The sequence below is a fragment of the Marinobacter sp. NFXS9 genome (genome assembly GCF_040148665.1).
Lineage (GTDB): Bacteria > Pseudomonadota > Gammaproteobacteria > Pseudomonadales > Oleiphilaceae > Marinobacter_A > Marinobacter_A mangrovi.
Genome location: NZ_JAGDDW010000001.1, coordinates 160,785 through 175,892, shown reverse-complemented (window position 1 = coordinate 175,892; position 15,108 = coordinate 160,785). Strand labels below are relative to the sequence as shown.

Genomic DNA, 15,108 nt, shown 5'->3' with positions numbered 1-15,108 from the left:
ATAACCATTTCAGAAGACACTGGCCGACCGGGCGTTACCGCCCCACCCGCCAGTGGCTTCACTCTGGGATACGAACCCGCGTGGTGCGAATTCTGTTCGGGCGCGTCAGTTCTCGTTGAGACACACCCTGGCCCGGCCGGAGTTGGATTTTCCAACGCCTGAACGTCAGCACAGGCTGACGTTCAGGGGCCAGACCGGGAGAGGTCTTCAGACACTGAGCGCCTCGTTGCGCCCCTCTCCGTCTGTACAAGTTGGGCCGGATAAACCGGCCCACTGACTTCTTATTTTTTCTTGCGCTTGTTGGCGACGTGGATTGCGCCGTCGCCCACTGCAAGGGCTGCCTCGTGCACGGACTCCGACAGGGTCGGATGCGCGAAACAGGTCAGCGCCAGATCTTCGGCGCTGGAACCGAATTCCATGGCAATCACGCCCTGGGCGACGATTTCAGACGCCTGCGGGCCGGTGACATGGAAGCCGAGAATGCGATCGGTCTTCTCGTCGGCAATGATCTTGACCATACCGGTGGCCGAGTTGGCCGCCATGGCACGACCGTTGGCCGCAAACGGGAAGGTGCCGACTTTATAGGCTTCGCCTTCGGCCTTGAGCTGCTCCTCGGTCTTACCCACCCAGGCCACTTCCGGGAAGGTGTAGATGACGTTCGGAATGCAGTCGTAGTTGACCTGCGGCTTGTGGCCGGCGATACGCTCAACCACCATGATGCCTTCTTCGGATGCCTTGTGCGCCAGCATCGGGCCGCGAACCACGTCGCCAATCGCCCAGACGCCCGGTGCGTCGGTCTGGCAGTAATCGTCAACGAAAATGAAGCCGCGCTCGTCCAGGTTCACACCGCTGTCTGCAGCCAGCAGGTTGTCGGTGTTCGGACGACGGCCAACCGCAACGATCAGCTTGTCGAACTTCTGCTCCTGCTCGCCTTTGGCGTCTTCATAGGTCACGTTGACCAGATTACGCTTGACGCTGGAACCGGTGACACGGGCCTTCAGCTTGATGTCGAGGCCCTGTTTCTTGAACTGCTTCAGCGCGTCCTTGGCGACCTGCTGGTCGACGGCCGGCAGGAACGTATCCAGCGCTTCCAGAACGGTCACTTCTGAACCCAGACGGGCCCAGACGCTACCCAGTTCCAGACCGATGACACCGGCACCGATCACGCCCAGACGCTTGGGCACTTTGTCGAATTCCAGAGCACCTTCGGAATCCACGATGAACCCTTCGGTCATCGGCGCCGGCGGAATTTCGATCGGGTTGGAACCGGTGGCAATCACCACATTGTCCGCTTCGTAGGTCGTGGTCTTGCCGTCGTTGTCGGTCACTTCCACCTGACGGTTCGCCAGCACGCGACCGCGGCCGTGAATCGGCGTCACGCCGTTGGCCTTGAACAGCTGCGCGATACCGCCGGTCAGCTGCTTCACGATACCGTCCTTGCGCTCCATCATCTTGGCGACGTTGATGGTCGGATCCTTAACTTCGATCCCCTGGTCGGCAAAGCTGTGGCTGGTTTCCTCAAACTTGTGGGAGATTTCCAGCAGCGCCTTGGACGGGATACAGCCCACGTTCAGACAGGTACCACCCAGCACCTGTTGCTTGCCGTCTTTGGAAGTCCAGTTTTCAACACACGCGACTTTCAATCCCAGCTGGGCGCCCTTGATGGCAGCTACGTAGCCGCCAGGCCCAGCACCGATGACGATGACATCGAACTTATCAGACATGTTCTATCCTGTTTCTCTAAATGTGTTGATGAACCGGTTCAGACGTCCAGCAGAATACGCGCCGGATCTTCGAGCATTTCCTTGATGGCCACCAGGAACTGAACTGCTTCCTTGCCGTCGATCATGCGGTGATCGTATGACAGTGCCAGGTACATCATCGGCAGGATTTCAACCTGACCGTTCACCGCCATCGGGCGCTCCTGGATCTTGTGCATTCCGAGGATGGCCGTCTGTGGCGGATTCAGGATCGGCGTGGAGATCAGAGAACCAAAGATACCACCGTTGGTGATGGTGAAGGTGCCGCCGGTCATTTCCTCAATGCCCAGTTTGCCGTCACGCGCCTTGGTGCCGTACTCGATGATCGTCTTCTCGATATCGGCCAGTCCCAGACCGTCGACGTCGCGCACAACCGGCACAACCAGACCGCGGTCGGTGGACACGGCCACGCCGATGTCCTGGTAACCGTGGTAAACCATGTCGTTACCGTCGATGGACGCGTTGACCGCCGGGAAGCGCTTGAGGGCTTCGGTCGCCGCCTTGGCGAAGAAGGACATGAAGCCCAGCTTGACGCCGTGACGCTTCTCGAACGTTTCCTTGTACTGCTTGCGCAGCTCCATGACCGGCTTCATGTTGACCTCGTTGAACGTGGTCAGCATGGCGGCACTTTGCTGGGCATTGACCAGACGCTTGGCGATGCTGGCACGCAGACGGGTCATCGGTACCCGCTTCTCGGCACGCTCGCCGGTGGCAACGTCGGCGGCCGGCGCCGCTGCGGCGGGCGCACTCGGTGCCGGAGCAGCCTGACCGCCGGAAGACACGTGTTTCTGTACGTCTTCCTTGGTGACGCGGCCGTCCTTGCCGGTGCCCTTGATGGCGTTGGGGTCGACGTTATTTTCCTCAGCCAGTTTGCGGGCCGCCGGACTCAGGATGGCTTCACCGCCGGACGATGCGCTGCCTTGCTCGGCTTTCGGCGCTTCCGTCTCGTCAGAGGAGCCTTTGTCCTCGTCTTTTTTGGCCGGCGCGGAGCCCGCGGCGCCTTCCTTGAACTTGCCGACGACCTCACCGCTTTCCACGGTATCGCCTTCGTCCTTGACGATTTCCTCGATCACGCCGTCAGCCGGCGCGACCACTTCAAGGACAACCTTGTCGGTTTCGATATCGACGATCAGTTCATCGCGTTCACAGGCTTCACCCGGCTTCTTGTGCCAGGTCGCGACTGTGCCCTCGGCGACAGATTCTGGAAAAACAGGGGCTTTGATTTCAGTTGACATCTCGGATCCTTAAATTCGGTAACTCGTCAAACTTCGAACGCGTCGTTAACCAGTTTTTTCTGCTCTTCAATGTGGACCGAGAGGTGTCCGCATGCCGGTGCGGCGGACGCGTCCCGACCTGCATACTGAAGATACAGTTTCGGATTATGGCGGTGCAGTGCCTGGCGCATATGGTGCTGACTGGAGTACCAGGCGCCCTGGTTCATGGGTTCTTCCTGACACCAGACTGCGTGGGTCAGTTTGGAGTACGGCTTTAGAACCTCGTCCAGATCGTCCGCCGGGAACGGGTACAGCTGCTCCAGACGCACAATGGCAACATCATCCCGCTCGTCGGCTTTCTTCTTCTCCAACAGGTCGAAATAGACCTTACCGCTACAGAGGATCAGGCGACGGGCTTTCTTCGGATCCGTCGGTTCCTTCTCCGGCAGCACGGTCTGGAAGGTGCCTTCGGTCAGGTCATCCAGGCCCGAAGTGGCTTCCTTGTGACGCAGCAGACTCTTCGGCGTGATGGCAACCAGCGGCTTACGCAGCGGGCGCTTCACCTGGCGACGCAGCATGTGGAACACCTGCGCCGGCGTGGTGGGCACACAAACCTGGATGTTGTGTTCGGCACACATCTGCAGGAAGCGCTCCAGACGCGCGGAGCTGTGTTCCGGCCCCTGCCCCTCATAGCCGTGTGGCAGCAGCAGGGTCAGGCCACAAAGACGGCCCCACTTGTGCTCACCGCTGGTGAGGAACTGGTCGATCACCACCTGGGCACCGTTGGCGAAGTCACCGAACTGGGCTTCCCAGACGATCAGCGCGTCCGGTGTGGTGGTCGAGTAACCGTATTCGAACGCCATGGCCGCTTCCTCGGAAAGGAGCGAATCATAGATCTCGAACAGCGGCTGCTTGTCCGACACGTTTTCCAGCGGGATATAGGTATCGCCACCCTTCTGGTTGTGCAGCACGGCATGACGGTGCGAGAAGGTACCTCGGCCAACATCCTGGCCGGTGATACGGATCGGATGGCCTTCGTTCAACAGCGTCGCATACGCCATGACTTCGCCATAACCCCAGTTGATCGGCAGTGCGCCCTGGGTCATCTTGTTGCGGTCGTCGACGATTTTGGACACTTGGCGCTGGACCGCAAAGCCTTCGGGCAGCTGCCCCATCTTCTTGCCGATACGCTGCAAGGTTCTCAGAGCGACGCTGGTCTTGCACTTGGCCGTCCACTCGTGTCCCAGGTAGGGTTGCCAGTCCACGTAAAGCGCCTTGTTCGGCTCTTTGACCAGCGATTTGACCACGTGGTCACCCTTGTCCAGCGCATCACGGTATTCGAGCTCCATCGACTTGGCTTCGTCTTCGCCGATCACACCGGCATCAACCAGTTGCTTGGCATAAAGCTCGCGCGTGGTCTTGCGCTTGCGAATCTTCTCGTACATCACCGGCTGCGTGGCCGACGGCTCATCCGCCTCATTGTGGCCCCGGCGGCGGTAGCACACCAGATCGATCACCACATCGCGCTTGAACTCGTTGCGATAATCCATCGCCATCTGGGTGGCAAACATGACCGCTTCAGGATCGTCACCGTTCACGTGCAGGATCGGCGCCTGAACCATCTTGGCGACGTCGGTGCAGTATTCCGTGGAGCGGGCGTCTTCCTGTTTGCTGGTGGTGAAACCCACCTGGTTGTTGATCACGATGTGGATTGTGCCACCCACACCATAGCCCCGGGTCTGGGACATCTGGAAGGTTTCCATCACCACGCCCTGACCGGCAAACGCCGCATCGCCGTGCATGATGATCGGCAGGACCTGGGTACCGTCCGGGTCTTCGCGGCGGGTCTGACGGGCACGTACCGAACCCTCAACGACCGGAGACACAATTTCCAGATGCGACGGGTTGAAGGCCAGGGCCAGGTGAACCTCGCCGCCTTCGGTCATCACGTTTGAGGAGAAGCCCTGGTGGTACTTCACATCGCCCGATCCGGCGTCTGCCAGCTTCTTGCCTTCAAACTCGTCGAACAGCTCACGCGGGTTCTTGCCCAGCGTATTAACCAGAACGTTCAGACGACCACGGTGGGCCATGCCGATGACGATTTCCTTGGCACCGTAGCTGCCGGCACGCTGGATCAGTTCGTCGACGCAGGGAATCAGGCTTTCGCCGCCTTCCAGGCCAAAGCGCTTGACGCCGGGATAGCGGGAGCCGAGGTATTTCTCCAGGCCTTCCGCAGCAGTCAGACGCTCAAGGATGTGACGACGGGTCTTGGCTTCGTACTCGGGATGGGACCGAACCGGCTCCATACGCTGCTGGAACCAGCGCTTGATGCGCGTATCCACCACGTGCATATACTCTGCGCCGATGCTGCTGCAGTAGGTCTGCTTGAGACCTTCCACAATATCGCGCAGCTTCATGGTCTCGGTGCCGAAATTCAGGGACCCGGTCTGGAATTCCAGGTCCATGTCGGCATCGCTGAGATCATGAAAGCCGATGTTCAGATCTTCGACGGTTTCACGTTCCCAGACACCCAGCGGATCCAGGTCGGCATGCTGATGCCCCCGGAAGCGATACGCATTAATCAGCTGCAGGACACGGATCTGCTTGCGATCGGCATCGGACGTTGCGGAAGCCGGAACGCCACTGGCGGCCAGTCGACGCTGGTTGCGGGAAATGTGCTCAAACTGTTCGCGGATCGCGGAAAGGGAGACATCCCTGCCCGAAGAGCCATCAACACGGGGCAGTTTGTCGAAATAATTGCGCCATTCCTCGGGAATCGCGTTGGGATCGGTCAGATAGGTTTCGAAAAGCTCTTCAACATAGGTCAGATTCCCGCCCTGTAGGTGGGATGTCTGCCATAACTGCTCCATGATGCTTTCATGCATTTTGAATAGCTCACCTCGGACTGGAGCGGGGAGCAATCCACTGATGGCAAGGGGTTAACGACAATCGTCCTGAGGGGATTTCGACGACTGTTGCCACCACTGAACTGGCGCGGATGTTTTCCGTTCCCCGGTGGTTAAAACTCAGCAAAGCCGTGCCGAGAACCTTTTAAGTCCACGCCACGGCTTCCGTAGTGTGCCTTCCCCGCCCCGTCTTTGGGTATTAGCCAATGGTGTAAGTCCTTATTTTGACTTCACCTTGTCACAGGGAAGGCTGAATACATCAGAACAGTATAGCGCCTGTGTCAGCCTTTGCTGGTCACGTCGCCCGCTGAAGCAGGAGATTCCGGATGTGGCCGATGGCCTTGGTCGGATTCAACCCCTTCGGACAGACACTGACGCAGTTCATGATGCCCCGGCAGCGGAACACGCTGAACGGATCATCAAGATTGGCCAGACGCTCATCCTGCGCCTGGTCCCGGCTATCAGCCAGGAAGCGGTATGCCTGCAGCAGGCCAGCCGGACCCACGAACTTGTCCGGATTCCACCAGAAGGACGGACAGGAAGTGGAACAGCACGCACAGAGAATACACTCGTAGAGGCCATCCAGCTTCTCCCGCTCTTCCGGGGATTGCAGACGTTCGATTGCCGGAGCCGGATCGTTGTTGATCAGGTACGGCTGCACTTTTTCATACTGTTGGTAGAACAGGCTCATATCGACAACCAGGTCACGAATGACCGGCAGCCCCGGCAGTGGCCGGATCACGAGCTTGCCCTTCTTTACGACCTCAGAAAGCGGCGTGATACAGCCCAGGCCGTTCTTGCCGTTCATGTTGAGACCGTCGGAACCACAAACCCCTTCGCGGCAGGAGCGACGATAGGCCAGAGACGGATCCTTCTCCTTCAGGAGGTTCAGGACGTCCAGCACCATCAGATCCTTACCTTTAGGAATTTCCAGTTCAATATCCTGCATGTAAGGCGCGTTGTCAGTTTCGGGATTGTACCGATATACGCTTACTAACATTTCTGCGTCACTCCTTAGTAGGTCCGAATCTTCGGCTGGAAGGTATCCACCGTCTTCGGCGCGAAGTTGACATCACGCTTACCTACACGCTTCTCGAGCGGGAAGTACAGCGAGTGCTTCAGCCAGTTTTCATCATCACGCTCGGTGAAGTCGTTGCGTGCGTGGGCACCGCGACTTTCCTTGCGCTCGATGGCTGAAACCGCAGTGGCATAGGCGACTTCATACAGGTTATCCAGCTCAAGCGCCTCAACACGGTCGGTATTGAAGGCATTGCTGCGATCGGTCAGCTTGGTCTTGCGAACCCGCTCACCCAGTTCATCCAGCTTCTTGAGCCCTTTCTCCATGCTCTCGCCATCCCGGAACACGCCGAAATAAAGCTGCATGGTGTTTTGCAGATCCTTGCGGACCTCGGCGACACTCTCGCCTTCAGAAGCGCTGTTCAGACGGTCAAGACGAGCCATGGCGCGCTTGATGTCCTCTTCCGTCGGCTCCATGACCTCGGAACCTTCACGCAACTGCTTCTCGATGTGCAGGCCCGCCGCACGACCGAAGACAACCAGGTCCAGCAGCGAGTTGCCGCCCAGACGGTTGGCGCCGTGAACAGACACACAAGCCGCCTCACCACAGGCAAACAGGCCTTCGATGAAGGCGTCGTTGCCATTCTCATCCTGGGTAATCGCCTGACCACCGACGTTGGTCGGAATACCACCCATCATGTAGTGACAGGTCGGCACAACCGGGATCGGCTCTTTCACCGGGTCCACGTGCGCAAAGGTGCGCGACAGCTCACAGATACCCGGCAGACGCAGATTCAGCGTCTCTTCACCGAGGTGATCCAGCTTCAGCAGGACGTGATCCTTGTCCGGACCGCAACCGCGGCCTTCCAGGATTTCGATGACCATGGACCGGGCAACAACGTCACGGCCCGCCAGGTCTTTGGCGTTTGGCGCGTAACGCTCCATGAAGCGCTCGCCCTCGGAGTTGATCAGGTAACCCCCCTCACCCCGACAGCCTTCAGTCACCAGCGTACCGGCACCGTGGATACCGGTCGGGTGGAACTGCCACATTTCCATGTCCTGAACCGGGAAGCCAGCGCGCAGTGCCATGCCGATGCCGTCACCGGTGTTGATCAGGGCGTTGGTCGTTGAGGCGTAGATACGGCCGGCACCACCCGTCGCCAGGACGGTGGCTTTCGACTTGATAAACGCCACTTCGCCCGTCTCGATTTCGATGGCGATGACACCCACCACCTGGTTCTTGCTGTTCTTGACCAGGTCAACGGCATACCACTCATTCAGGAAGGTGGTGCCACCCTTCAGGTTGGCCTGGTAAAGGGTATGCAGCAGCGCATGACCAGTACGGTCAGCCGCCGCACAGGTACGAGCAGCCTGACCACCCTTACCGTAATCCTTGGACTGGCCACCGAACGGACGCTGATAGATACGACCGTTTTCAGTCCGAGAGAACGGGAGCCCCATATGCTCCAACTCGAAAACGGCCTGCGGACCCACCGAGCACATATACTCGATCGCATCCTGATCGCCAATGTAGTCAGACCCCTTGACGGTGTCGTACATGTGCCAGCGCCAGTCGTCGTTGGGATCGGCACTGGCAATCGCACAAGTAATGCCGCCTTGGGCGGAGACCGTGTGAGAACGGGTCGGAAATACTTTGGTAAGACACGCCGTGTTGACGCCGGACTCGGTCAGCTGAAGCGCCGCCCGCATGCCGGAGCCACCACCGCCGATGACGATGGCGTCGTAGGAAATGGTCTTCATATTAGACATGGATCAAAGCCCCCAGAGAATCTGTACGCCCCAAACGACATAGACAAACATCACCGCACCACAAAATGCCTGCACCAGAAAGCGCGGGGCTGTGGCCTTGATGTAGTCGGTTGTCACGGTCCAAAGACCAACCCAGGCGTGACCGCCAATCGACAGCAGCGCCATCAGGCTGAAAATCTTGAACCAGGTTTGATCGAACAGACCCGCCCAACTGGCGTAATCCACATCGGTGAACAGCACAAAGCCCAGCATGAAGAGCGTGTACAGCGCCAATACGTAGGCGGTCACACGCTGGATCATCCAGTCGTAGACACCACTGCGCCCCAGATTCGTTACGCTGCTTACCATACCCAAACCCCCGCGAGAATGATCAGGATAACGGAAATAACCACGGTGGCCTTGGCGGCCAGACGGCCAGACTGCAATTCCTCACAGTAGCCCATGTCCATGATCAGGTGTTTGATACCGGCAACAAGGTGGTACAGCAGAGCAGACAGGATGCCCCAGATGATCAGCTTCGCCAGGAAGCTGTCCAGCAGGTTACCAACCGCATTGAAGCCTTCCTCTCCCGACAGGGAAAGCTGCAGGCCGTAGAGCATGAACGCAATACCGATGAAGATAATGATTCCGCTGATACGGTGCAGGATCGACGTGATCGCTGGCAATGGGAAATGGAACTTGCTGAGATCGAGATTTACTGGTCGTTTGCTATTCACAGCTCTCTCACACTCTCTTTTTGTCCGGTTCACAGACTGCTCGCCGGACGGATGGTTGGTGTAGTTGGGTGTTCTTCTTTGGATCAGAACAATGGAGGGAGAACAAGGCACTGACGAAACGTCGTCATTGGCGTTCCAGACTGGCATGTCCCCGATTCCGGGCTACGGATTATAAGGAGTGGCCCCCTGAATTACAAACCGGCAATCGACTGAAACCCCTCAGTGAGCGGGCAGTTAGGCGTCAATCGCCCTCATAGTTTGCATTAATATTTAGGAACCTACAAAATCCTTTCAGACCAAGGTCTAATCTCGGGAATTCCCTATTCCTGATCTCACAAACTACCCATTTCGCCACTATACATCATCGTGAATTCCTGCTTCATCCATTGACAATAAAAGCCAACTCCCTATATTTTGCCGCCACGCTTCAAAACTGTGTGTGTGCCCGACGCTGGGCGTGAAACACCAATCTGACGGTTTTTGCGGAATAACCAAGCAACTCATCCCCTGCACCCCGGTGCAGCCCGGAATGCCGCACCCGAAGGCTTTCCGGCCGTGACCTCGCGGAGTGATGTTGCAATAATATGCGTTTTCAAGAGAGCAACCGGCGGCGGGCAGAATGGCCTCCAGCCTGTCCTGCAGCACCGCCTGCGGCGTCTCCGGAAACCTTTCTAACGCTGGAAATGCTGATATAGGAGAGCACCATGACCGACAGGAAAGCACAGCTTTCGGTGGGTGATAAGTCAATCGAGCTGCCCGTATATGCCGGCACGGAAGGTCCAGATGTCATTGACGTCCGAGGTCTCGTCCAGGAAGGCGTCTTTACCTACGACCCAGGTTTTGTGTCCACTGCGGCCTGCGAGTCCAAGATCACCTACATTGACGGTGCCAATGGTGTTCTGTTGCACCGCGGCTATCCCATCGAGCAACTGGCAGAAAAGTCCGACTACCTGGAAGTCTGCTACCTGCTGCTCAACGGCGAACTGCCGAGTGCTGAAGAAGACGCCCGCTTCCGCGATACCGTCAAGCACCACACCATGATTCACGACCAGATGCGCCATTTCTTCAGCGGTTTCCGCCGTGACGCGCATCCGATGGCCATCATGTGTGGCGTCGTTGGCGCCCTGTCCGCCTTCTATCACGACCAAATGGACGTCACCAACCAGGAACAGCGAGAAATCACGGCGCACCGCCTCGTGGCCAAAATGCCGACCATTGCGGCGTGGTGCTACAAGTACGCTAACGGCCAGCCGTTTATCTACCCGCGCAACGACCTGAACTATTCTGAAAATTTCCTGCAGATGATGTTTGGCAATCCGTGCGAGGAGTACAAGGTCAACCCGGTCCTGGCCAAAGCCATGGACAAGATCTTCATCCTGCACGCGGACCACGAGCAGAATGCGTCCACGTCTACCGTGCGTCTGGCCGGCTCTACCGGTGCCAACCCGTATGCCTGTATCGCGTCCGGCATTGCTGCGCTGTGGGGACCGGCTCACGGCGGTGCCAACGAGGCGGTGCTGGATATGCTGGCCGAGATCGGCGACGAGGCCAACATCGAGCAGTTCGTGGCCAAAGCCAAGGACAAGGACGACCCCTTCCGCCTGATGGGCTTCGGTCACCGGGTCTACAAGAACTTCGATCCGCGCGCCAAGGTCATGCGTGAAACCTGTCACGAAGTCCTGGCCGAGCTGGGCCTGGAAAACGATCCGCTGCTGCGCATTGCCCAGCGCCTGGAACAGATCGCTCTGGAAGACGAGTACTTCGTCGAGCGCAAGCTCTACCCGAACGTCGACTTCTATTCCGGCATCATCCTGAAGGCCATCGGTATCCCGACCTCCATGTTTACAGTGATCTTCGCCATGTCGCGCACCATCGGCTGGTTCTCTCACTGGAACGAGATGGTCAGCGGCAACTACCGCATCGGTCGCCCGCGCCAGCTTTACACCGGCGCCAGCAAGCGCGACTATCCTGCAAAGTAATCGCTTTGCATGATCTGACGAAAAGGGCTGCACAGTGTGCGGCCCTTTTTCGTTGGTACCGATTCAACCGCCGCTCCCCCGCGCGCAATTCTGGATATCAGGAGGCAGAATTATGTCCAGCAAGGTGACTTTTATCGGACTGGGTGTCATGGGCTACCCGATGGCCGGGCACCTGGCCAAGGCCGGATACGACGTGACCGTCTTCAATCGCACGCCCGCCAAAGCAGATGAATGGACCCGGGAATACACAGGCAAAGCCTGTGGTCGCATTGCCGAGGCGGTATCCGAGGCGGATTTCGTGATGACCTGCGTCGGCGCCGATCCGGACCTTCGCGACGTGTACCTGGGCGCCGACGGCATCATTGCCAACGCCCCCGCCCAAGCCATCCTGATTGATCACACCACGGTGTCGGCCAGCGTGACCACTGAAATCGCCCAGGCCGCCTCAGAGCGTGGCCAGTCGTTTATTGATGCTCCGGTGTCCGGAGGCCAACAAGGCGCTGAAAACGGCAAGCTGACGGTCATGTGCGGCGCAGAACAGGCTGCCTTCGACCGCGCCAAACCCCTGATGGACGCTTATGGCAAGGCCGTCACCCGGATGGGCGAGCCCGGCAAGGGTCAGCTCACCAAGATGGTCAACCAGATTGCCATTGCCGGTCTGGTTCAGGGGCTGTCGGAATGCCTGTATTTCGCGGAAAAATCCGGCCTGGACCAGCGCCAGGTGATCGACGTCATCTCGCAGGGGGCCGCGCAGTCCTGGCAGATGGAAAACCGGGCTGACACGATGATTGCCGGCGAATACGATCACGGTTTCGCCGTTAACTGGATGCGCAAAGACCTCAATATCTGCCTGACCGAAGCCCGTGAACGAGGCGTCACACTGCCTGTCACTGCCCTGGTGGATCAGTTCTATGCCGATGTACAGAGCATGGGCGGAGAGCGCTGGGATACATCCAGCCTGTTGGCCCGCCTTCGCAAACTGGGCGGTCTGCAATAAGCGCCGACCGACTTGATCCAGAGCAACAAAAAAGGGCCCCGAGGGGCCCTTTTCAGTTCTGTGCTGCGGTCAATCAGGACTTTTTGTCCTTTGGCTGCCACTTGCCGTTGGAGTAAAAGGCACTCCAACCGGTCGCTTTGCCGTCCTTTTCGCTCATCACGTACTGTTCTTTGGTCTTGCGGCTGTAGCGAATCACCGTCGGGTTGCCTTCCGGATCCTTTTCCGGCGCGTCCATCAGGAAGCCGTATTTCGGATCGATTTCATCACGGTGTGGCTTGATTTCCTTGACCAGTGGCGCGCGGGTTTCCCGGTTTTTGGGGAACTTGCTCGCCGCCAGGAACAGCCCGGATGCCCCGTCTCGCAGTACGTAGGTATCGTCCACCTTTTCGCACTTGAGTTCCGGCATCGGGACCGGATCCATTTTGGGGGGCGCCGGCTCGCCGTTGCGCAGCAACTTCCGCGTGTTCTTACACTCGCTGTTCGTGCAACCGAAATACTTGCCGAAACGACCGGTCTTGAGCTGCATCTCGGATCCGCACTTATCGCATTCCAGCGTCGGGCCGTCGTAGCCCTTGATGCGGAACGTACCCTCTTCCACCTCGTAGCCGGAGCAATCCGGATTATTACCGCAGACGTGCAGCTTACGCTTTTCATCGATCAGGTAACTGTCCATGGCGGTGCCGCACTTCGGACAACGACGCTTCTTGCGCAGCAGGAGGCTCTCACCCTCGCCTTCCACATCATCGTCGGCACTGACCACTTCGTCACCGGACACCAGGTTGATCGTCGTCTTACACCGCTCCTTCGGCGGCAGGCTGTATCCTGAGCAGCCCAGGAAGACGCCGGTACTGGCCACCCGAATCTGCATCGGACGTGAGCAACTGGGGCACGGAATGTCGGTTTCCGTTGGCGTATTGCCGCGCATTCCGCCTTGCTCGGCATCGCCGCCGGCCTCTTCCAACTGCTGCCGGAACCGTCCATAGAAGCCGTTCAGCACTTTCTTCCAGTCGATCTCTCCGGAGGCGATCTCATCCAGCTCTTCTTCCAGCCGTGCGGTGAAATCGTAGTCCATCAGGTTCTCGAACGACTCCGACAGACGGTCCGTAACGATGTCGCCCATCTTCTCCGAGTAGAACCGGCGATTCTGCAGGCAGACATAGCCCCGGTCCTGGATCGTCGAAATGATTGAGGCGTAGGTCGACGGGCGCCCAATGCCGCGCTTCTCCAGCTCTTTAACCAGACTTGCTTCCGTATAACGGGGCGACGGCTTGGTAAAGTGCTGGGTCGGGTCCAGCTTGGCCAGATCGAGCACGTCATCCACTTTGATGTCCGGCAAAGCAACGTCTTCGTCCTTCTTGGACGACTGGGGCGCGGCCTTGAGGAAACCATCAAAGCGTATGATGCGTCCCCGGGTGCGCAGCTCGTAACCACCAGCGTCGATGCTAATGGAGGTACTGGTAAACTCGGCATCAGCCATCTGACAGGCGATAAACTGTCGCCAGATCAGGTCATAAAGCCGCTCAGCGTCCTTCTCAAGACCCTTGATATCGGTCGGGCGACGCTTTACATCCGTGGGGCGAATCGCCTCGTGCGCTTCCTGGGCGCCTTCCTTGCTGCCGTAGACCCGCGGCTTCTCCGGCAGGTATTTCTCGCCGAACTGGTCGCCGATGTAGTCCCGCACGCTGGCGATGGCGTCCTGACTCAGGTTGGTGGAGTCGGTACGCATGTAGGTAATGAAACCCGCCTCGTACAGGCGCTGGGCCAGCATCATGGTCTTCTTGACGCTGAAGCCCATGCGGTTACTGGCCGCCTGCTGCAGCGTGGACGTGATAAACGGCGCGCTGGGCCGCGAGCGGGTCGGCTTGTCTTCCCGCTTGGCAACACGGAAATCCGAGGCCTTCAGCTTGTCGACGTGCGCCTGGGTTTCTTTTTCGCTGGTCGGACGGAAGGCTTTGTTGCTGTCGTCCCGGGTCACTTCGAACCGGACCGGCTTTTGTTCGCCTTTAGCTTTCAGATCCGCATGCACCTGCCAGTACTCTTCCGGCACGAAGGTGCGAATCTCGCGCTCGCGCTCAACAATCAGGCGTACGGCAACGGACTGCACCCGGCCGGCCGACAGTCCGCGGGCGAGCTTGCTCCACAGCAGCGGCGAGACCATGTAACCCACGACCCGGTCCAGGAACCGGCGCGCCTGCTGGGCATTGACGCGATCGCGATCGAGTTGCCCCGGCTCCTTGAACGCCTCCTGGATGGCGCGCTTGGTGATCTCATTAAACACCACGCGCCGGTATTTGTCGGGCTCACCGCCGATGGTTTCCTGCAGGTGCCAGGCAATCGCCTCCCCCTCGCGGTCCAAATCCGTTGCGAGATAGACGCGATCGGCGGACTTGGCCAGACGCTTCAGTTCGCTGACAACCTTCTCTTTTCCTGGCAGCACCTGATAGTTGGCTTCCCAGTCCTTGTCCGGATCAACCCCCATGCGGCTGACAAGTTGTTCGCGCGATTTACGCTTCTTGTACTCCGCCTTTTCCTCGGGGTTCATCTTTCGCGTCTGCGCGGCCTGGCGCGCACGCTCTTTAGGGTCCGTCTGGCTACCACTTCCACTGACCGGAAGATCGCGAATATGACCCACGCTGGACTTCACCACATAATCGGAGCCCAGGTACTTGTTGATGGTTTTCGCTTTTGCCGGTGACTCGACAATGACGAGACTTTTGCCCATATCGGAATCAGTTTCCTCGAATGGCAG

Annotated in this window: 10 protein-coding genes; 2 read left to right on the top strand and 8 right to left on the bottom strand. The window is 58.6% G+C overall.

What is annotated here, in order from left to right; all coding sequences use genetic code 11:
• Window positions 1-281: 281 nt before the first annotated feature.
• From lpdA to sdhC, 7 genes are all read right to left on the bottom strand, one after another.
• Window positions 282-1,724: a dihydrolipoyl dehydrogenase gene (gene lpdA / locus J3364_RS00805; protein WP_123633403.1), complete on the bottom strand. Its 1,443-nt coding sequence runs from the start codon at window positions 1,722-1,724 to the stop codon at window positions 282-284.
• Between the two features lie 38 nt (window positions 1,725-1,762).
• The gene (gene odhB, locus J3364_RS00800; protein WP_349555896.1) at window positions 1,763-2,995 is read right to left on the bottom strand and encodes a 2-oxoglutarate dehydrogenase complex dihydrolipoyllysine-residue succinyltransferase; all 1,233 of its coding nucleotides are present in this window, start codon (window positions 2,993-2,995) and stop codon (window positions 1,763-1,765) included.
• Between the two features lie 26 nt (window positions 2,996-3,021).
• Window positions 3,022-5,859 carry a 2-oxoglutarate dehydrogenase E1 component gene (locus tag J3364_RS00795; RefSeq protein WP_349555894.1) on the bottom strand — a complete coding sequence of 946 codons (2,838 nt, stop codon included), beginning with the start codon at window positions 5,857-5,859 and terminating at the stop codon, window positions 3,022-3,024.
• A 316-nt stretch (window positions 5,860-6,175) separates the two neighbouring features.
• A complete protein-coding gene (locus J3364_RS00790) occupies window positions 6,176-6,880 on the bottom strand; it encodes a succinate dehydrogenase iron-sulfur subunit (protein ID WP_123633406.1) in 705 nt (234 codons plus the stop codon).
• A 14-nt stretch (window positions 6,881-6,894) separates the two neighbouring features.
• The gene (sdhA, locus tag J3364_RS00785; RefSeq protein WP_349555891.1) at window positions 6,895-8,667 is read right to left on the bottom strand and encodes a succinate dehydrogenase flavoprotein subunit; all 1,773 of its coding nucleotides are present in this window, start codon (window positions 8,665-8,667) and stop codon (window positions 6,895-6,897) included.
• A gap of 3 nt (window positions 8,668-8,670) precedes the next feature.
• Window positions 8,671-9,015: a succinate dehydrogenase, hydrophobic membrane anchor protein gene (gene sdhD, locus J3364_RS00780; protein WP_123633408.1), complete on the bottom strand. Its 345-nt coding sequence runs from the start codon at window positions 9,013-9,015 to the stop codon at window positions 8,671-8,673.
• Window positions 9,009-9,383: a succinate dehydrogenase, cytochrome b556 subunit gene (sdhC, locus tag J3364_RS00775; RefSeq protein WP_123633554.1), complete on the bottom strand. Its 375-nt coding sequence runs from the start codon at window positions 9,381-9,383 to the stop codon at window positions 9,009-9,011. The genes sdhD and sdhC overlap by 7 nt, the downstream gene beginning before the upstream one ends.
• Before the next feature lie 704 nt (window positions 9,384-10,087).
• Between sdhC and gltA the strand changes: the two genes are divergently transcribed.
• Both gltA and J3364_RS00765 read left to right on the top strand, forming a co-directional pair.
• A complete protein-coding gene (gltA, locus tag J3364_RS00770; protein ID WP_123633409.1) occupies window positions 10,088-11,362 on the top strand; it encodes a citrate synthase in 1,275 nt (424 codons plus the stop codon).
• A gap of 94 nt (window positions 11,363-11,456) precedes the next feature.
• Entirely contained in the window at window positions 11,457-12,359 is a 903-nt protein-coding gene (locus J3364_RS00765; RefSeq protein ID WP_349556760.1) for an NAD(P)-dependent oxidoreductase, read from the top strand.
• A 73-nt stretch (window positions 12,360-12,432) separates the two neighbouring features.
• Here the strand turns inward: J3364_RS00765 and topA are convergent, their stop codons facing one another.
• The gene (topA, locus tag J3364_RS00760) at window positions 12,433-15,081 is read right to left on the bottom strand and encodes a type I DNA topoisomerase (RefSeq protein ID WP_349555889.1); all 2,649 of its coding nucleotides are present in this window, start codon (window positions 15,079-15,081) and stop codon (window positions 12,433-12,435) included.
• Window positions 15,082-15,108: the final 27 nt, after the last annotated feature.

Excerpts from the sequence above, each read along its gene's own strand:
- lpdA (WP_123633403.1), bottom strand. The coding sequence starts at position 1,724 with ATGTCTGATAAGTTCGATGTCATCGTCATCGGTGCTGGGCCTGGCGGC.
- odhB (WP_349555896.1), bottom strand. The coding sequence starts at position 2,995 with ATGTCAACTGAAATCAAAGCCCCTGTTTTTCCAGAATCTGTCGCCGAG.
- J3364_RS00795 (WP_349555894.1), bottom strand. The coding sequence starts at position 5,859 with ATGCATGAAAGCATCATGGAGCAGTTATGGCAGACATCCCACCTACAG.
- J3364_RS00790 (WP_123633406.1), bottom strand. The coding sequence starts at position 6,880 with ATGTTAGTAAGCGTATATCGGTACAATCCCGAAACTGACAACGCGCCT.
- sdhA (WP_349555891.1), bottom strand. The coding sequence starts at position 8,667 with ATGTCTAATATGAAGACCATTTCCTACGACGCCATCGTCATCGGCGGT.
- sdhD (WP_123633408.1), bottom strand. The coding sequence starts at position 9,015 with ATGGTAAGCAGCGTAACGAATCTGGGGCGCAGTGGTGTCTACGACTGG.
- gltA (WP_123633409.1), top strand. The coding sequence starts at position 10,088 with ATGACCGACAGGAAAGCACAGCTTTCGGTGGGTGATAAGTCAATCGAG.
- topA (WP_349555889.1), bottom strand. The coding sequence starts at position 15,081 with ATGGGCAAAAGTCTCGTCATTGTCGAGTCACCGGCAAAAGCGAAAACC.